Raw genomic sequence first — 16,905 nt, 5'->3', positions numbered from 1 at the left:
AGGCGTCATGCTGCAGACTCTAGTCACTAGAGGATCAAGCCCTGATCTCGACCGTTCGCCGGGCGGCGGTTACCTGCGCGAGACCTCGGCCTGGGCCCGGCTCTTGCGATCCGCCCACCAGAAGCCGACGACGACCGCCGTGAGCGCGAGCATCTGAGCCGCGAGGCCCTCCCAGGTCGGGAAGAGGCCCAGGATTTCCACGCGAGGCAGGGCGGCGAGGGGACGGATGTCCATCACGCCCGCCTCCTGAAGCCCGGCCACGCCCTTGCCCGCGAGAACCACGGCCAGGGCCGCGATCAGCAGGGCGCTGTAGGCGAAGAACTGCGAGATCGGCAGCCGCCTGCTGAACATCAGCAGACCCCAGGCGATCAGAGCGAGGCAGACGATCGCCAGCGCCGCTCCGCCGAGCAGGGCGCCTTGAGTCCCCTGACTCCATAGGGCGGCGTAGAAGAGGATGGTCTCGAACACCTCGCGGTAGACGACGATGAAGGCGAGCAGGAACAGGAACCAGGCCGAACGCTTCGACAGCGCCGCCGACAGCTTGTCGCGGATATAGGCCTGCCACGCGCCGGCCTGGGCCTTGCCGTGCATCCACACGCCCACGGACAGGAGCACGACGGCGGACACGAGCGAGCCGACGCCTTCCGTGAGTTCGCGGCTCGCGCCGCTGATGGCGATCAGCCAGGTCGCCGCCGCCCAGGTGGCGGCCCCCGCGACGAGGGCGGCGGCCCAGCCGCCGTGGACATAGGGCAGGACGTCCTGGCGCTCGGCCTTGCGCAGGAAGGCGACCATCGCGATGACGATCAGCAGGGCCTCGAGCCCCTCGCGCAGCAGGATGGTGAAGGCGCCGAGGAAGGTCGACAGGGCTGAGGCCTCGGAGGGCGCGAGGGCCCGGCCGGCCTCGTCGAACAATCCGCTCAGGGCCGTGACCTGTCCGGCCACCTCGTCGGCCGGAGCCCGGCGGTTGAGGCTGGCGCGAAGCTCGCCCATCGCGGCCTCGATGCGCGCCATCAGCTTGCCGTCGCGGGCCCGCAGCAGAGGCTCCACCGGCTCGAAACCGTCCAGATAGGCCGAGAGAGCCAGCTCCTCGGCCTTGCGCGCGTCGCCGGCGCGATACGCCGCCAGGCTCTCGCCGAGCTTGCGGCGCGCCAGATCGAGCCCGTCCGCGCCCCCGACCGCAAGCGCTTCCGGATGGCTGCGAAGATAGGCCACCACCTCATTGGCCCGCGGCTCCCCGAGGCGGGACGCCAACGCCGCCGGCGTAATCTGGGTCAGGGCCTCGAGATCCGGCACGGCGGCGCGCGCGTCCGGGTCGTCGCGCCAGGCGCGCTCGCCCGCGCGGGGCGCGTCGCCGGCGTAGGCGAAGCCGCCGACGTAGAAGGCCAGGGCCCAGCGATCCTCGGCCGACAAGTGGGCGAAACTGGGCATGGCGGTGCCGTCCAGGCCCTGGCCGATCACCTGATAGAGGCCGAACAGGCTGCGCTCGCGGGCGCGGTCGCGATCGGTGAAGGCGATGGGCGGCGGCTCCAGCCCGGCCGCCCCCGGTCCGTCACCCCGGCCGGTCGCGCCATGGCAGACGGCGCACTGCTCGGCGTAGAGCGCCGCGCCGCGCGGCAGGTCAGGGATAGAGCGCGGCGCGAGGGGGGTCGGATAGGCGGCGAGGAGATCCTCGGCGAGGCTTCGCGCCTGTCGCGCGACCGTCTCCGGCGCCGCGCGCGTCTCGACCGCCGAGATCAGGACGGACGACGCGGACAGGAGCCGGGGCTGGGCCTCGCGGGCGGGGAGGGCCGCGATGCGGGTGCGGACCGCGGTCGAGAACTCGCGCATCTCGGCGTACTCCGCCTCGCTGATCACCCGGCCGTCGGAGACGGCGCCCGGATAGTCGACGGCGATGTAGTCCAGCAGCCGCCAGGCGGTTTCCGCCCCCGGGGTCACCTCCTGGGCCGCGGCGCGCTGGGGCATCGCGACGCCCAGCAGAAGCGCGAGTACGAGGAGGAGACGAAGCGTCGCCGACATGGTGGCATCCTGTTCGTGAGATTGGGTCTCACTAGCAGCATGCATGCTCAAGCGGCTAGAGGATCAAGAGGCCCTGGAGCTTCTACCGACACTCGACCGTCAGGTGCCCGATCTCGTGCACGGGCCGAAGACGTGTGCGGACGGTCTCGGCGGCCACCGTGCCCGTGACGCTGACGATCGCCGCGTGCGCTTCCGACCGACGCGCCAGACGTGCAGGTCGGTGATCCGCGCGTCGCCGGGGCCTTCCACCAGCTCGCGGACTTCGTCCTCGAGGTGATGGTCCGTGGTGTCGAGAAGGACGGCGGCGGTGTCGCGCATCAGCGACCATGACCAGCGCGCGATCACGATGGCGCCGACGATGCCCATCAGCGGATCGAGCCAGACCCACCCGAGGTAACGGCCTGCGACCAGGGCGATGATCGCCAGCACCGACGTCCGGGCGTCGGCCAGGACATGGAAATAGGCCGAGCGCAGGTTGTTGTCCCGGTGGCCGTGGTCATGACCGTGGTCGTGATCGTCGCGCTCATCATGGTGGTGATGATGGCCGTGATGGTGATGATGGTGCCCGCCGCCTGCCAAGAGCAGGGCGCTGACCAGATTGACGGCGAGGCCGGGGACGGCGACCAGGGTGGCCTGGCTGAAGGCGACCGGGCGAGGATCGAAGAGGCGGCCGACCGACTCACCCGCGATCCCCAGGGCCACGATGCCGAGCACCAGGGCGGAGGCGAAGCCGGCCAGATCGCCGACCTTGCCGGTGCCGAAGCAGAAGCGACGATTGTCGGCATGGCGTTTGGCGTAGGCATAGGCGCCGGCCGCGACGGCCAGGGCACCCGCGTGCGTCGCCATGTGGAAGCCGTCGGCGAGCAGCGCCATGGAGCCGAACACCGTGCCGGCCACGATCTCGCCGACCATCATCACGGAGGTCAGGGCGACCACCCACAGGGTCCTACGGGCGTTGGCGTCGTGAGACGCCCCCAGGAAGCGGTGGTCGTGCGTCAGATGGTCGGTGTCGAATGTGGTCATCTGGGGTCTCAGCGGGCGTAGCGGCGGATAAGGGCGGGCAGTTCTTCGGCGCAGGCCTGCCGGTCCGCGTCGCTCAGGTGGAAGCCGGCGACGTGCTGACGGAGGTGGTCTTCGAGTAGTTCCTCGAACAGGCCGCCCAATGCGCCGCGGGCGGCGGCGACCTGCGGCCATCCGGGGGAGGGGCGGAGTCATGGCCTTCGTCATCGACGATCGGCATCGTCGGTGGCCGAACGAGCCGGGCGAAGGCCCGGGGGACTCTGAAGTCGAAAGACATCGGACTTTAAGTTCAGGTTTGCTCGCCCTGAAAGGTTGCGATGATCGGACAAGGCCCCGTGTCCTTGGACTGACAGGCCTGGGCCAGGCGCATCAGGGCGGATCGCGCCTGCTCGAGATCGGCGATGGTGCGATCCAGGGCCGTCAGTCGTTCGGCGGCCAGTTCGCGCGCCCTGACGCGATCCTCGCCCGCGTCCAGGGAGAGCAGTTCCTTGATCTGGTCGAGCGTGAACCCGGCGACCTGGGCCGACCGGATGAACCGGAGCCGGCGCACATCCTCCTCGCCGTAGCGGCGAACGCCGCCGGTCCCGTCGCTGGACCAGCGGTCCGGCGTCGGGATCAGGCCCCGCCGCTGATAGAAGCGCACCGTCTCGACCCCGACACCGCCCTCTCGCGCCAGTCCGGCGATCGTCCGAACATTCATGCTTGACTCCGTATCAAGGTACGGAACCTAGGGTGTGCGCCTTGGATTGTGAAGATCGAGGAGACACAGATGACCAAGACCGCCAGTATCTTTCGCATGGTGATGCCGGAGCACACCTGTCCGTGGGGGCTGAAGGCCCGTCACTTGCTGAAGAGCCGGGGCTACGAGGTCGAGGATCACTGGCTGACGACCCGAGAGCAGACCGACGCTTTCAAGGCCGAACACGGGGTTAAGACAACGCCGCAGGTGTTCATTGACGGCAAGCGGATCGGCGGGCACGACGACCTGCGCCGCTTCTTCGGCCTCAAGGTCCGCGATCCGAAGGCGACGACCTATACGCCGGTGCTCGTGGTGTTCCTGACCACCGCCGTCATGGCGGCCATGCTCGGTCTGGCGGTCGATGGCACGCCCTTCACGGTGCGCGCGGGCGAGTGGTTCATCGCGTTGTCCATGATGGCGCTGGCCATGCTGAAACTGCAGAACGTCGAGAGCTTCTCGGCGATGTTCCTCAACTACGACCTGCTGGCCAAGCGATGGGTGCCCTATGGCAAGGTCTATCCCTTTGCCGAGTTCGGGGCGGGCGCCCTGATGGTGGCGGGCGTCCTGACCTGGCTGTCCGCGCCGGTCGCCCTGTTCATCGGCGGCATCGGGGCGATCTCGGTGTTCAAGGCGGTCTACCTCGACAAGCGTGAGCTGAAATGCGCCTGCGTCGGCGGCGACAGCAATGTTCCGCTGGGCTTCCTGTCCTTGACTGAAAACCTGATGATGATCGCGATGGCGGTTTGGATGCTGGTCATGGAATATGGTCGGGCGGGCGCGATGATGATGTGACGACCATGACGCGGCGCAGGATCCGTTCGATGAGCGACCCCGCCCACCTGGTCGCGGTGACCGGCTCCGGTGGTGCGACGACCAGGACGGCGTTAGGCGAACGAGCCGACATCAGACGGGGCGTCTGAATCGCAGGGTTTTCCGATGTCCGTGGTTTGAGCACCCTCAGTGATCGAACTGCTGCACGGCCAAACTGGCGTCCCAGCGACCAACATTGTCTCGAAGTCGTCTCAGGACGCTTTGCGGTCAGTGTGCGGACGCTCGTGTCTCTCGGCGATCCTTGAACTTTTGAGGGGCCGCTTTCCGCGCCGCGTAAGAGACAGTAGGGGCGTCCCTTCCAAGGAGTTTGAGTTGACCCGTTTCAAGATCGCATCGCTCGCCGCGACCGCCGCGGCGCTTTCCCTGGTCGCCGGTCAGGCGGATGCGCACGCGCGTCTCGTGAGCGCCACGCCGGCCGCCGGCGCCGCGGTCGCGGCGCCGCGCACCATCAGCCTGACCTTCAGCGAGCGCGTGGCGCCGGCCTTCTCCGGGTTCGACCTCGTCAACGCGGCCGGCGCGACCATCCGTGTGCAGACGCGGGTGTCCGAGGACGGCAAGACGATCTCGGGCGCTCCGGCGCGGCCGCTGGCGGCCGGGGCCTATGTGGTCAACTGGCGGGTGGCGTCTCCGGACGGGCACCGGATGACGGGGTCCACCAACTTCTCGGTCCGCTGATCAGATGGAGACAACGGTCGTCCTGCTGAGGCTGGGGCAGTACATCGGCGCCGTCCTGCTGTTTGGCGTCCCCCTGTTCTTCGCGTTCAGGATGCCCATGTCGGACGCGGCCGCCGAGAGGTGGCCGCGAACGACGCTTCTGGTCGCCGCCGTGGCGACCGCCCTGGCGGCGCTCGCCAACCTCGTTGTCCAGACCGCCGTGATGGCGGGTTCGCTGACCGAGGCGCTGAAGCCTGAGTCGCTATCCTATGTGGCCTTCGGCACGGGCCTGGGCGTCGGCTTCCTGGTTCGCGCGGCGATGGCTCTTTCGGCCGCCGTCCTGCTGCTCATCCTGAAACCGGGACGCGGCGGCTGGATCGCGCTGACCGTCGTTGGCGCCGTGATCAGCGCCAGCCTGGCCTGGACCGGTCACGGGGCGGCGACGGAAGGCGCGGGCCGCTGGCCGCATCTGATCGCCGATGTCGTTCACGCGCTTGCCGCCGGACTCTGGCTCGGCAGCCTGGTCGCGCTGTTCCTGATGCTGCGGGCTCGCCACGGACACGCGGCGGGCGCGCCGGTGACCCATGCCGCCCTGGAGGGCTTCGCCGGCCTGGGAACGCTCGCCGTCGTCCTGCTGACGATCACGGGTCTGGTGAACAGCGCCTATCTGATCGGGTTCAGCCGGCTCGGGAGCCTGTTGACGACGACCTACGGCGTCCTCCTGGTCCTGAAACTCGTCCTGTTCGCCGGCATGCTGGCCCTCGCGGCCTCGAACCGCTTCGTCCTGACCCCGCACCTCGGATCGGCGCTCGAGGACGAGCAGGTTCGTCCGCTCGCCTTACGCCGCCTGCGGCGCAGCCTGGCCCTGGAGACCGTGCTGGCGGCCCTGTTGCTTCTGATCGTGGCGATCATGGGCACCCAGGCGCCCCCCGCCGCCATGATGTGAACGGCGTCGGGCGATTGGCGGAGGAACGGCTACAGCGCGGGCACGGCCTTGGGCGCGGTGGACGTAGATCGTGGATCTGATTTCGCACGATTGAACCAGACCTGGGTCGGCCGGTCGAAGGCGTAGCGGAAGACGGCGGCGCCCGCGAAAGCCGCAGCCAGGCCGACCGCCCAGGCGGTCCATTGCACTGACGGACTCCAACTCCTCCAATCGACGGCGTCGAGCGCGCCAAACCACACGATCCGGATCACTTCGTTGGTCAGGAAGATCGCGAACGCCATCAGGGCGAGGTGCTCGACCAGCCTGGACGGGCGCCGAACCGGCAGGGCCCCGGTGGCGAAGATGATGACGGTCAGGAGGCCGAGGGTCGCCAGATTATGGGGTCCCAGAGCCTGCAGACCCGCCACCGCCACCAGGGCGGAACCGCCCAGACCGGCGGCCAGACGGGGCGGGCAATAGACCTGCCGGGCGAACAGGGCCACGGCGACGCCGAGAGCGAACAGCGGAAAGGCCCGCAGGAAGCCGAGGCGCAACGGCATCTCGTAGATCGGCAAGCCGAAGGCGGCGTGGGCGGCCAGGTTGGCGGCGAGCAGCCCGCCGACCCCGAGAGCGAGGATCAGCCATGGGGACAGGCCGCGCGCCGCGCGAGCGAGGAAGGGCAGGCTGACGTAACAGCCCAGGAGCGCCGAGAGCGTCCAGGTCGGCGCGTTCCATCCCTCTCCGCCCGGCACCCCATAGGCCTGCACCAGGAAGAACTGGGCGGGAAACCGGGACCAGTCGAACCATTCCGGGTGGCTGGGTGTCTGGCCCAGGATCGCCGCCGTCAGCACCAGCCCCGCCAGGGCGAGGCTGACGGTCATGTGAGCCGGAACCACCCTGAGAAATCGCTGACGGTAGAAGACGGAAAGCGGAATTCGCCGGTGCGCGAGCCGCTCGCCGTAGACGCGGGCGAGAACGTAGCCGGAATCGATGATGAAGAAGTCGGTCAGCAGATAGCCGCGGTCGAAGACCGGATGGACGAGCGGCAGGGGGATCGGGGCGGCCTCGCGGAAGTGATAGAGGACGATCATCGCCCCCACGACGAAACGCAGTACGTCGAGCCAGCCGCCGCGCGCGATCGGCGGCGGGCGCCGGCGCCCAGGGAATGCTGGATATTCCGTCATGCAGCCATTGTCCCTCACAGGCGCCAAGGAAGGCTTGCCCGACACGGTGAACGAGGCCTTGCCGCGGGTGGCCCCGCATAGGGGCTCGCGCGGGGCCGTGTGAGTGCATCCGGCCTGGAGTGGCGACCATTGGAGGGCAGGGCCGGGGTCCGGCAAACCCTTCCGCTCCCTCGCGCGCTTGTCCTCAGCGGGTCGGTTTCGATCGAGGCGAGCGGCGTCGGGATTTTCCCAGGAAGGCCCAGGCGCCGACCACCCCCAGGGCCGCCATGGCGACGCCGCTGAGCCCCGTCACCGCGTCGTAGACCCAGCCGCCGACCGAACTGGCGTGCAGGGGGTAGAAGGCGTTGTAGGCCCGGACGCCGGTCGGCAGGGCGTTAGCGTCGGAGGTCGCGACCGCCCGGCTGGTGGCCGGATCGATGGTCACGGTGGTGCGGCCGTTGGGATGCCACTCGCCGGGCTGCTTCAGACGGATCGTGGCGGGCTTGCCCGCTGCGGCGGGGCGGACGACCATGCGCGGGGTCGCTTCGGGGAAGCGAACCTGGGCCTCTGCCAGGGCGCGGGCCCAGTCGACGTCCCCCGTCCCGACCACCGGAGCCGGCGGCGTCGGGACGGCCCCGAGCAGGGCCTGGGTCGTGCCGTGAAAGACGATGGCCGCTCCGGTGAGGCTGAAGACGACCAGCGGGATGGCGAAGATCAGGCCGAGATTGCGATGGCTGCCGATCAGCTCGCGCCGGGCGCCCGAGCGGGGCCAGACCCGCCAGCCGGTGGCGCGGCAGGCCGGAATCCAGACGATCAGGCCGGTCAGGATCATCACCGCCAGGGCCAGGCCGGCGCCGCCGGCGACCAGCTTGCCGGTGTGACCCGCCAGCAGCTCGTGGTGAAGGTCGAAGATCCAGGTCTCGGCTCGCCCGGCGCCGCGCCAGCGGTCCACCACGGCGCCGTCGGCGTCGGCGTAGCCGAAACCGTCGTCGGCCAGGTAGAGCCGGTGAACGCCGACCGCCCCGCCCGGCAGGACCACCGAGGTGAGGCGGGGCTCGGCCGCCTCGAGCCGGTCCAGCGCCGCACCCAGACGGGCGGCATCGAGATCGATCTCGGCGCGCGCGGCGGGGACGGTGGCGCGGATCCAGTCGTCCTCGAACACCAGCAACGATCCCGTCAGGCCGAACACCATGGCCAGGATCGAGAGGGCGGTCCCGGCCCAGGCGTGGAGCGTGCGGATCGCGCCCATCACCGGCTCAGAAGCTCCGCGTCAGGGTCACGGTGGCCGTGCGCCCGCGACCGGCGAAATAGCGCAGATTGTCGGTCGGCCCCTGGGTGTCCGAGAAATAGGAAATGTACTGCTCGTCCAACAGGTTCTGCACCCCCAGCGACACCGTGCCGAAGCCCGCCTCGTAGCGGGCCACGGCGTCGAGCACCGTATAGCCCTCGAAGCCGTTGGCCGCGGGCTCGCCGTCGAAGTCGCGTGCGAGATAGGTCTGGGCCTGAAGGCGCAGGGCGATCGGGCCTGTCTCGTACTCGCCCCACAGCAGCAGCCGGTCGGGCGAGATGTTGGCCCCGTTCAGGTCGCGGTCCAGATCGCCGTCGCCGTCGCTGTCGCTCTGGCCGTCGAGCGCGGCGTAGCTGCCGCCAAGGGTCAGGGCGTCCGTGGCGCGCCATAGTCCCTTCAGCTCCAGTCCATCGATCCGCGTGGCCTGGCGCTGCACCTCGAAGATGCCCGAGGGCAGCCGGTTCAGCAGCGAGCCGCGTTCGGCCTCGGACCGGAACACGGCGGCGGACAGCTCGACGCGCGCGCCGCGGTATTCGACCCCGACCTCGGTGTTGTCCGACACCACCGGCTCGACGTTGAGGAAGGTGTCGACGTCCTGATTGGGGCGGTTGATGCCGCGCAGCACCCGACCGACATCCGGCATGGTGAAGCCCTGGGCGAAGGAGCCGTAGACGAGGAGAGCCGGCGTCACCTCGAAGGCGGCGCCGACGTTGAACAGCGTCTCCTCGAAGCCCGGCTCGCCGCCCGCCACCGTCTGAGGGCCGTAGGCGTACAGGGTCTGGAAGTCGTCGACCTTAAGCTTCGCCGACTCATGCCGCACGCCCGCCGACAGGCTGAGGCGGCCGGCCAAGGCCGACTGGTTCAGCTGCAGGAAGGGCGACAGGCTTTCGTAGGCGGTCTCCGGCACCCAGTTGCGCCCGGTCAGGACCAGTTCCTGATAGGTCCGGTCACGCAGGCCGTCGAGGCCGACCAGGGCCTTGAGGCCCGTCAGGCCAGGAACCTGGCCCTGCCAGTCGATCTTGAAGCCCAGCTTTTCCGAATTGTTGGCCGACTGGTCGAACAGGGTCCCAACCGGAGCGATGCGGGGGTCCTGGAAGTCCGGGAAACTGCCGCCGCCGAATACGCCCTGGTAATCGTGGGCGAAGACCTGAGCCCGCAGGACGCCGCCGAACAGGTCGCGGTCGGTGTAGCTCAGAGCCGCCGATGTCACGGCGTTGGACGGCTGCCGGCCCGGCGCCGCGCCGCGCACGGCGGTGGTCGGGACGCCCGTCGCCCGGTCGCCCGCCACGGTCACATAGTCGCCGTCGCCTTCCAGATCGAAGCGGTTGACCCAGCCCTCCAGCCGGCGATCGCCGCCCAGGTCCCAGCCACCGCGCGCAAGCAGCGAGACGGCTTGCGAGTCCTGGACCTCGCCCTGGGCGCCGTCGAAGCCGACGCGGCTGCCGTCAGCGTCATAGTAGGCGCCGCGGGTCTCGAAGGCCGCGCCCAAGGTCAGGTCAAAGGCGCCGAAGTCACGGCCGCCGATGGCGGCGATCTTGGCGCCGACGCCGTCGCCCTGTAGCTCGTCGTCGGTGGTGACCTGGGCCATCATCCGCCCGGTCAGGCCCTCCGCCTCGGACGGCTTGCGGGCGGTGACGTAGTTGACCACCCCGCCGGTGGCCCCGATGCCCTGGATGGCGTTGGAGCCGAAGATGACCTCGACCCGGTCGATGAAGAAGGGATCGATGGTGTAGCCGTCGCGGCTGTCGTCGCGCAGCGGCGTCGACTGCGGCACGCCGTCGACGAGATAGAGCGGCGAGCGTCCGCGCAGGGTCTCGCCGAAGCCCGACAGCTTCTGCCGCGTCGGCGAGAAGGAGGGCGCCAGGGCCGCCACAGTGTCGACGGCCGAGGCGGCCAGCGCCGTCTGCTGGACGATGGCCTCGGCGTCGATGATCTCGACCGTGGCGGCGATCGCGGAGCGCGGGGTTTCGATCCGGGAGGCGGTGACCACCACCTCGTCCAGAAGCGTCGCGTCCGGGGTCGCCGCCTCCTGGGCCGCGGCGGGAAGCGCGGCCAGCAGCAGCGGCAGGAGGGCGACGGTAGCGAGGAGACGAGGGGACATGGAGCACTTCGGGGGGGGAAACGGCAGGGAGGGGGTCTGACCACAAGGCGTCTTGCGAGTCAATCGCACTCGCATCTAGCCAGCCTAGCATTGGCTACGTCGTCGCTATCGCAGGGGCCGAGCAGCGCTTGACCTGCGGGGCGGCGAGAGGAAAAGAGGTTGATGGCCAAATACGCGCCTCTCGCAACCTATCTGCGGCGTCAAAGGCGGACCGAAGTGGTGCTGACGTTCCGCGATATCGAACGCATCATCAGCGGCCTTTTTCCGAAGGCTGCGGCGACGGAGGGCTGGTGGAAACCTGAGCGCGGCGCGCCCGCGACGCCACAGCATCTCGCCTTGGCGGACGCCGGCTTCGTGGCCGAGCCGCATCTCCGAACGGAGACGGTGCGGTTTATCCGCGACGGAGGTCCTCGCGACGGGTCGATCGGAGGTCGGGATCGGCCGGTTCTCGACGACGGCGGTGTCATCGCCAACGAGCGGACGGCCGTCGCGAAGAGCGAAGAGACCGGTCGGCTCAGCGGTCGCCAGGCTCACGGAGCGCCGGCGGGCTGAGCGCGGCCGGGGCGAGCTCGTCGCGACGCCTGTCGAACCGGCGCCTTATCCAGGTTCGGCCGGGCTTTTCGACGAGCAGATGCAGCGCCGCCGCGATCAGGGCCGTGGCGATGAACAATCCGATCAGTTCGACCGGCGTGATGCGGAAGGTGCTGTCGACGCCGCGCAGTTCGGCCACGACGCCCTTCCAGGCCACGATCACCGGCATGTGCACCAGATAGAGGGCGAAGGACGCTTCTCCGGCGAAGACAAGGCCCGGGGCGGCGAGGGGGCCCTCGCAATCCGCCCGCGCGAGCAGGGACCAAGTCAGAATCACGGGGGCGGCGAGGGCGACGATGATGCGATCGTCCAGTGATAGCTGCATCGCGCCCAGCAGCAGGACGGTCGTGGACAGGGCGGCCGCGGCGGCCACGGGCGGGCTCCAGCGCCAGCGATGGCCCAGCCCGTAGAGCGCCATGCCGACCAGGAATTCGGGGACGATCCGGAGAATGCCGAGGGAGTCCTCAGCTCGCGGAAGGACCTTGCCGAACGCCTGGACGTAGAAGGCGTCGAGGGCGACGAACGCCGCGGCCCCGATCCCCAATAGCACCCAAGGCCGCGCTCGCAGACGGAGGGCCAGCCAGGCGTAGGCGGGGAACAGCAGATAGGCGAACCATTCCGCCGACAGGGACCAGCTCGGGCCGCTCCAGTTCAACTCCGCATCGGTCGGAAACCAGGCCTGGATGAGAAACAGCGTCTGGAAGAAGGCCAGCGGCCCGTAGCCCTCGGCGTCGAAGCGGACGCCGGCGGCGGTCGCGCCCAGCACCATGATCAAGGCGCCCGTCAGAACCGCGACGTGCAGGGGATAAAGCCGCGCGAGCCGGGCGACGATGAAACGCCGGTAACTGAAACCGCCGCTCGCGAAGGCCGGACCGTAGACGTGCGCCAGAATGAAGCCCGACAGCATGAAGAAGGCGTCCACCGCCAGCCGGCTTCGCTCGATGATCGGGCTGAAGCCCAGGGCCGGATCCCATTGGAGCTGATAATGGAACAGCACCACCCCCAAGGCGAGGAAGGCGCGCAGACCGGTCAGGGCCCTGAGATCGGCGGGATAGCCGTCTCGGGTCGGCGGTACGGATGTCATTCGCGATGGCCCCCAAGGGCGGCGGATCAGCATCGCCGCCATATTGAGATACGCATCGGGCGGGAACATCCCTCATGCGCGACGCCAGACGGGGCCGGCCGGTCATACGGGACGTCCAAGTCTGGCTCGGGGCTCGGCATGCCCTCGGCCGGTTTGCCAGCCTGGACCGCTGCGGCTCTGGGTGAGGCCGCCCCCAAGATATGTCATGTCCCTCAGCCAGACGAGAGGATGTCCAGGCCGACCGCCGGGCCTGGCGACCGAACGCCGGGAGTCCGTCCCCGGCTAGCGGGAAGCGCGGCCGAGAAGTTCGATCAGTTCGGACGCCTTGGCCTTGCGGTCGGCGAGATCGTCACCCGCGATCGCGCCCATGACGCAGTGATCCATGTGGTCCTTCAAGATCTGGCTCTCGACGCGCGACAGCGCCGCCCGAACGGCCTGGAGCTGGGTCAGGACGTCGATGCAGTAGCGGTCCTCCTCGACCATTCTGGAAAGGCCACGCACCTGCCCCTCTATGCGGCTCAGGCGGTTCAACACCTTCGGCTTGATCTCGGTCTGCATCCTGTTCCTCGTTCCGACCGTTCGATCCTACCTCACCGTCACACCTTGCGCGATACCCCCCGTGGGGTATATTTGGCAGTGAGGTCGTCCGAGGAGCCGTCATGGCTACGTCATCCCATTCCCATCCCGCCGGTCACGGCTGCTGTTCGAACAAGACGCCTCGGGACGCCGCGCAGGCGATCGATCCGGTTTGCGGCATGACCGTCGATCCAGCGACCACGGCGCATCGGGCCACCCACGAGGGGGAGGAGTATGTCTTCTGTTCGGCGGGCTGCCGGACCAAATTCGTGGACGATCCGGATCGCTATCTCGGCGAGCGGCCCGAACCGGCTCCCGTCACGCCCGGTGCGATCTACACCTGTCCGATGCATCCCGAGGTGCGCCAGGAGGGACCTGGCTCCTGTCCGATCTGCGGCATGGCGCTGGAGCCGGAGACCGTCACCGCCGAGGCTCCGGTCAATCACGAACTGATCGACTTCACCCGTCGCCTGTGGATCGGCGCGGTTCTGACGCTGCCGGTCTTCGCGCTTGAAATGGGCGGCCATCTGACCGGGCTGGCGATGCGGATACCCGGACAGACCTCCAACTGGATCCAGTTCGTCCTGGCGACGCCGGTCGTGCTGTGGTCCGGCTGGCCGTTCTTCCAGAGGGGCTGGGCATCCATCCGCAATCGCAGCCTCAACATGTTCACCCTGATCGCCATCGGCGTTGGTGCGGCCTGGATCTACAGCGTGGTCGCGGTTCTGGCGCCGCATCTGTTCCCGGCGGCGGTCCGGCGGATGGACGGCAGCGCGCCGGTCTATTTCGAGGCGGCGGCCATCATCACCGTCCTGGTGATGGTCGGCCAGATCCTGGAGCTTCGGGCGCGCGAACAGACGTCGGGGGCCATCAGGGCCCTGCTGGACCTCGCCCCGAAGACCGCGCGGCGCGTCCGCGACGACGGCGGCGACGAGGACGTCACCCTCGATCTGGTCGCTGTGGGAGACCGGCTGCGCGTCCGTCCCGGCGAGAAGGTGGCGGTCGACGGAGAGATCCTGGACGGCCGGGTCACCCTCGACGAGTCCCTCGTCACGGGTGAATCCATGCCGGTGACCAAGGACGTCGGCGACAAGGTCGTCGCCGGGTCGCTCAACAAGACCGGCTCGTTCGTCATGCGAGCCGACAAGGTGGGCGCCGACACCCTCCTGGCGCAGATCGTCCAGATGGTGGCGCAGGCCCAACGCAGCCGCGCGCCGATCCAGCGGCTGGCCGACAAGGTGTCGGGCTGGTTCGTTCCGGCCGTGATCGGGATCGCCGTTCTCGCCGCGATCGTCTGGGGCCTGGCCGGCCCCGAACCGCGGCTGTCCTACGCCCTCGTCGCCGCGGTCTCCGTGCTGATCATCGCCTGTCCGTGCGCCCTGGGCTTGGCCACGCCGATCTCCATCATGGTCGGGGTGGGGCGCGGCGCTCACGCCGGGGTGCTCATCAAGAACGCCGAGGCGCTGGAGCGCTTCGAGAAGGTGGACACCCTGGTGCTCGACAAAACCGGCACCCTGACGGAGGGGCGCCCCTCGGTGACCGCCGTCCGGCCAGCCGATGGGTTCGACGAGGCCGAGCTTCTGAGACTTTCCGCCAGTCTTGAGCGGAGCAGCGAGCATCCGCTGGCGGACGCCGTCGTTCGGGCGGCGAGCGACCAAAATCTGGTTCTGTCCGAGGCGTCGGACTTCGACAGCCCCGTCGGGCGCGGCGTCACCGGGGTCGTCGACGGCCGCCGCGTGGCGCTCGGCAACAGCCGCTATCTGGCCGAGATCGGCGTCGACGTCGGGCCTCTGGAAGCCGGGGCCGATACGCTTCGCCAAGACGGCGCGACCGCCATCTTCGTCGCCGTGGACGGGGCTGCGGGCGGCGTGCTGGGCATCGCCGATCCGGTCAAGGCGACGACCGCCGAGGCCATCCGCGATCTGAAGGCGTCGGGGCTGCGTCTGGTGATGATGACCGGCGACAACCGCACAACGGCCGAGGCGGTGGCGCGCCAGCTCGGCATAGACGACGTTCAGGCCGAGGTTCTGCCCCAGGACAAGGCGGCGGTCGTCGAGCGGCTGAGAGCGGAGGGTCGGATCGTCGCCATGGCCGGAGACGGTGTGAACGACGCCCCGGCCCTGGCCGCCGCCGACGTGGGGGTGGCCATGGGCGCCGGCTCGGACGTCGCGATCGAGAGCGCCGGGGTCACCCTTCTCGGCGGCGATCTCCAGGGCCTCGTCCGGGCGCGCAAACTGTCCCGTGCGGTGATGAGCAACATCCGCCAGAACCTGGTCTTCGCCTTCGGTTACAACACCCTCGGCATTCCGATCGCGGCGGGACTGCTCTACCCGGTCTTCGGCCTTCTGTTGTCGCCGGCCCTGGCGGCGTTGGCGATGGCACTGTCCTCCGTCAGTGTTATCGCCAACGCGCTGCGGCTCCGGGCCGTCCGACTCTGATGGATGTCCCCTGGCCAGAAAGCCGTCGCAGACGAGAGCCGCGGGGGGCGCCAATACGCATTCCGGCGACCGATCCCTCGCCTGATCCAACGGCGTTCGGGAATATTTAATCACGGCGGAACCGTGGCGCCGGGGCTGGATTACGCTGGACGATGTCCGGCGTGGGCAGTCGGGGCAAGGGACCAAACTCGCACCCGCCGCAGCGTTGTCGGACGCATCGTTCGTCTGGCCGTCCGGCGATCCGCCGGCGACCCCCTCAAGCGGAGACCCCCTATGCTCATCCCGACTTTCACCCGCACGTCTCTCCTGGTCGCCGGCTGTTCCGCTCTCGTTCTGGCGGCCTGCAGCCCGTCGGCGGAACCGCCGGCGAACACGGAGGCCGAAGCCTCGGCTCAGACGCAGGAGCCGATGGCCATGGCGCAGACTCCGTTCTCCGCCGCCGAGGCCAAGATGCACGAGGCCATGATGTCCGCCATGGGCGCGGATGCGGGCGAGACATGGGCCCGCAAGATGATCCCTCACCACCAGGGCGCGCTGGACATGTCCGAGATCGTGCTGAGGGACACACAGGACGCGGATATCCGTCGCATGGCCCAGAAGACCATCGAGATGCAGCCCGGCGACATCGCCGAGCTGCGGCGCTGGCTTGAAACGAACGTGGGCGCCGCCGCCGGCGCGGCGGCTCCGGGCGGAAGCGCGGAAAATCCATACGCGACGGCCGAGGCCAAGATGAAGGACGCCATGATGGCCGCGACCGGGGCCGACACGGACCAGACCTGGGCTCGCAAGATGATTGCGCATCACCAGGGCGCCCTCGACATGGCCCAGGTGGTGTTGCGCGAAAGTCAGGACGCCGACATCCGGCGCATGTCGCAGAAAACGATCGAGATGCAGACCGCCGACATCGCCGAGTTGCGCGCCTGGCTGGACTCCCATCCGGCCGGCGCCGCCTGATTGGCGATCGGAATGTGATTGAAGAGCGTTGTCGCGAAAGGAGCGATCGATGGAAAAGATGAAGACGATGGATTCGATGAAGGGGAGCTACCGTTCGTTCGGCTTCGAACTCGTTCTGGATTTCATCATCATGTACCTGGTGATGTACACGATGATCGCGTCCCTCAATCACTTCTACTTCAACCTCAACAACGTCTACATGACGCTGATGATGGTTTCGCCGATGGCGATCCTCATGCTGATCTTCATGCGATCGATGTATCCGTCGAAACGGACCAACCTGCTGATCGGCGGAGCCGCGGCCCTGGTGTTCGCGGTGAGCTTCTACGGCATGCGGACCCAGGCGGCGGTGGGCGACACCGAGTTCCTGCGCTCGATGATTCCCCACCATTCCGGCGCGATCCTGATGTGTCAGCAGGCGTCGCTGGAGGATCCGGAAGTGCTCGGTCTGTGCGAGGAGATCGTCAGCTCCCAGGAGAGGGAGATCGCCCAGATGAAAGCCATCCTGGCGCGGCGCTGATCCAG

15 protein-coding genes and 1 pseudogene are annotated in these 16,905 nt (G+C 68.8%); 7 read left to right on the top strand and 9 right to left on the bottom strand.

From position 1 onward, the window contains the following. Positions 1 to 69: 69 nt before the first annotated feature. From BSP_RS11490 to BSP_RS11475, 4 genes and pseudogenes are all read right to left on the bottom strand, one after another. Positions 70 to 2,016, bottom strand: coding sequence for an FTR1 family protein (locus tag BSP_RS11490; protein WP_152950407.1), 1,947 nt, complete (start codon positions 2,014 to 2,016; stop codon positions 70 to 72). 99 nt (positions 2,017 to 2,115) lie between these two features. Further along, positions 2,116 to 3,039, bottom strand: a complete 924-nt coding sequence (gene dmeF / locus BSP_RS11485) for a CDF family Co(II)/Ni(II) efflux transporter DmeF (RefSeq protein ID WP_227975939.1) — start codon at positions 3,037 to 3,039, stop codon at positions 2,116 to 2,118. Positions 3,040 to 3,047: 8 nt separating this feature from the next. Then, positions 3,048 to 3,191, bottom strand: a pseudogene (locus tag BSP_RS11480) (metal/formaldehyde-sensitive transcriptional repressor); the annotation flags it as partial. 134 nt (positions 3,192 to 3,325) lie between these two features. Continuing rightward, a complete protein-coding gene (locus BSP_RS11475; RefSeq protein ID WP_152950405.1) occupies positions 3,326 to 3,736 on the bottom strand; it encodes a MerR family transcriptional regulator in 411 nt (136 codons plus the stop codon). A gap of 69 nt (positions 3,737 to 3,805) precedes the next feature. Between BSP_RS11475 and BSP_RS11470 the strand changes: the two genes are divergently transcribed. From BSP_RS11470 to copD, 3 genes are all read left to right on the top strand, one after another. After that, the gene (locus BSP_RS11470) at positions 3,806 to 4,567 is read left to right on the top strand and encodes a glutaredoxin family protein (RefSeq protein ID WP_152950404.1); all 762 of its coding nucleotides are present in this window, start codon (positions 3,806 to 3,808) and stop codon (positions 4,565 to 4,567) included. A gap of 351 nt (positions 4,568 to 4,918) precedes the next feature. Then, a complete protein-coding gene (gene copC, locus BSP_RS11465) occupies positions 4,919 to 5,281 on the top strand; it encodes a copper homeostasis periplasmic binding protein CopC (protein ID WP_152950403.1) in 363 nt (120 codons plus the stop codon). Between the two features lie 4 nt (positions 5,282 to 5,285). Continuing rightward, a complete protein-coding gene (gene copD, locus BSP_RS11460; protein ID WP_152950402.1) occupies positions 5,286 to 6,206 on the top strand; it encodes a copper homeostasis membrane protein CopD in 921 nt (306 codons plus the stop codon). A 29-nt stretch (positions 6,207 to 6,235) separates the two neighbouring features. Here copD and BSP_RS11455 read toward each other — a convergent pair whose 3' ends face one another. The 3 genes from BSP_RS11455 to BSP_RS11445 form a co-directional block, all read right to left on the bottom strand. Beyond that, entirely contained in the window at positions 6,236 to 7,369 is a 1,134-nt protein-coding gene (locus BSP_RS11455; RefSeq protein ID WP_152950401.1) for an acyltransferase, read from the bottom strand. A 184-nt stretch (positions 7,370 to 7,553) separates the two neighbouring features. Further along, a complete protein-coding gene (locus BSP_RS11450; protein ID WP_152950400.1) occupies positions 7,554 to 8,597 on the bottom strand; it encodes a PepSY domain-containing protein in 1,044 nt (347 codons plus the stop codon). 7 nt (positions 8,598 to 8,604) lie between these two features. Beyond that, positions 8,605 to 10,737, bottom strand: a complete 2,133-nt coding sequence (locus tag BSP_RS11445) for a TonB-dependent receptor (protein ID WP_152950399.1) — start codon at positions 10,735 to 10,737, stop codon at positions 8,605 to 8,607. A 162-nt stretch (positions 10,738 to 10,899) separates the two neighbouring features. Here BSP_RS11445 and BSP_RS16245 point away from each other — a divergent pair, with 162 nt between their 5' ends. Continuing rightward, positions 10,900 to 11,289: a toxin-antitoxin system, antitoxin component gene (locus BSP_RS16245; RefSeq protein ID WP_191555437.1), complete on the top strand. Its 390-nt coding sequence runs from the start codon at positions 10,900 to 10,902 to the stop codon at positions 11,287 to 11,289. Here the strand turns inward: BSP_RS16245 and BSP_RS11435 are convergent. Together BSP_RS11435 and BSP_RS11430 are read right to left on the bottom strand one after the other, a co-directional pair. After that, positions 11,252 to 12,412, bottom strand: coding sequence for an acyltransferase (locus BSP_RS11435; RefSeq protein WP_152950398.1), 1,161 nt, complete (start codon positions 12,410 to 12,412; stop codon positions 11,252 to 11,254). The two genes, BSP_RS16245 and BSP_RS11435, sit on opposite strands and share 38 nt — an antisense overlap. Positions 12,413 to 12,694: 282 nt before the next feature. Beyond that, positions 12,695 to 12,970, bottom strand: coding sequence for a metal-sensitive transcriptional regulator (locus tag BSP_RS11430; protein ID WP_152950397.1), 276 nt, complete (start codon positions 12,968 to 12,970; stop codon positions 12,695 to 12,697). Between the two features lie 101 nt (positions 12,971 to 13,071). Here BSP_RS11430 and BSP_RS11425 point away from each other — a divergent pair, with 101 nt between their 5' ends. The 3 genes from BSP_RS11425 to BSP_RS11415 all read left to right on the top strand — a co-directional run bounded on the left by BSP_RS11425 (position 13,072) and on the right by BSP_RS11415 (position 16,900). Further along, the gene (locus tag BSP_RS11425; RefSeq protein WP_152950396.1) at positions 13,072 to 15,426 is read left to right on the top strand and encodes a heavy metal translocating P-type ATPase; all 2,355 of its coding nucleotides are present in this window, start codon (positions 13,072 to 13,074) and stop codon (positions 15,424 to 15,426) included. A 273-nt stretch (positions 15,427 to 15,699) separates the two neighbouring features. Continuing rightward, complete coding sequence (locus BSP_RS11420) at positions 15,700 to 16,380, top strand: DUF305 domain-containing protein (RefSeq protein ID WP_194166960.1); 681 nt, start codon at positions 15,700 to 15,702, stop codon at positions 16,378 to 16,380. Positions 16,381 to 16,429: 49 nt separating this feature from the next. Continuing rightward, a complete protein-coding gene (locus BSP_RS11415) occupies positions 16,430 to 16,900 on the top strand; it encodes a DUF305 domain-containing protein (protein WP_152950394.1) in 471 nt (156 codons plus the stop codon). Positions 16,901 to 16,905 lie beyond the last annotated feature (5 nt).

It is taken from the genome of Brevundimonas sp. Bb-A (assembly GCF_009394735.1).
GTDB classification, from domain to species: domain Bacteria; phylum Pseudomonadota; class Alphaproteobacteria; order Caulobacterales; family Caulobacteraceae; genus Brevundimonas; species Brevundimonas aurantiaca.
Note: the sequence above shows the minus strand (reverse complement) of the source record. Positions and strands in the feature narration are given on the sequence as shown.

What these genes read in the sequence shown, in the direction of transcription:
- BSP_RS11435 (WP_152950398.1), bottom strand. Translation starts at nt 12,412, where the DNA reads ATGACATCCGTACCGCCGACCCGAGACGGCTATCCCGCCGATCTCAGG.
- copD (WP_152950402.1), top strand. Translation starts at nt 5,286, where the DNA reads ATGGAGACAACGGTCGTCCTGCTGAGGCTGGGGCAGTACATCGGCGCC.
- BSP_RS11475 (WP_152950405.1), bottom strand. Translation starts at nt 3,736, where the DNA reads ATGAATGTTCGGACGATCGCCGGACTGGCGCGAGAGGGCGGTGTCGGG.
- BSP_RS11430 (WP_152950397.1), bottom strand. Translation starts at nt 12,970, where the DNA reads ATGCAGACCGAGATCAAGCCGAAGGTGTTGAACCGCCTGAGCCGCATA.
- BSP_RS11455 (WP_152950401.1), bottom strand. Translation starts at nt 7,369, where the DNA reads ATGACGGAATATCCAGCATTCCCTGGGCGCCGGCGCCCGCCGCCGATC.
- BSP_RS11425 (WP_152950396.1), top strand. Translation starts at nt 13,072, where the DNA reads ATGGCTACGTCATCCCATTCCCATCCCGCCGGTCACGGCTGCTGTTCG.
- BSP_RS11415 (WP_152950394.1), top strand. Translation starts at nt 16,430, where the DNA reads ATGGAAAAGATGAAGACGATGGATTCGATGAAGGGGAGCTACCGTTCG.
- BSP_RS11450 (WP_152950400.1), bottom strand. Translation starts at nt 8,597, where the DNA reads ATGGGCGCGATCCGCACGCTCCACGCCTGGGCCGGGACCGCCCTCTCG.
- BSP_RS11490 (WP_152950407.1), bottom strand. Translation starts at nt 2,016, where the DNA reads ATGTCGGCGACGCTTCGTCTCCTCCTCGTACTCGCGCTTCTGCTGGGC.
- BSP_RS11420 (WP_194166960.1), top strand. Translation starts at nt 15,700, where the DNA reads ATGCTCATCCCGACTTTCACCCGCACGTCTCTCCTGGTCGCCGGCTGT.
- BSP_RS11470 (WP_152950404.1), top strand. Translation starts at nt 3,806, where the DNA reads ATGACCAAGACCGCCAGTATCTTTCGCATGGTGATGCCGGAGCACACC.
- BSP_RS11445 (WP_152950399.1), bottom strand. Translation starts at nt 10,737, where the DNA reads ATGTCCCCTCGTCTCCTCGCTACCGTCGCCCTCCTGCCGCTGCTGCTG.
- dmeF (WP_227975939.1), bottom strand. Translation starts at nt 3,039, where the DNA reads ATGACCACATTCGACACCGACCATCTGACGCACGACCACCGCTTCCTG.
- BSP_RS16245 (WP_191555437.1), top strand. Translation starts at nt 10,900, where the DNA reads ATGGCCAAATACGCGCCTCTCGCAACCTATCTGCGGCGTCAAAGGCGG.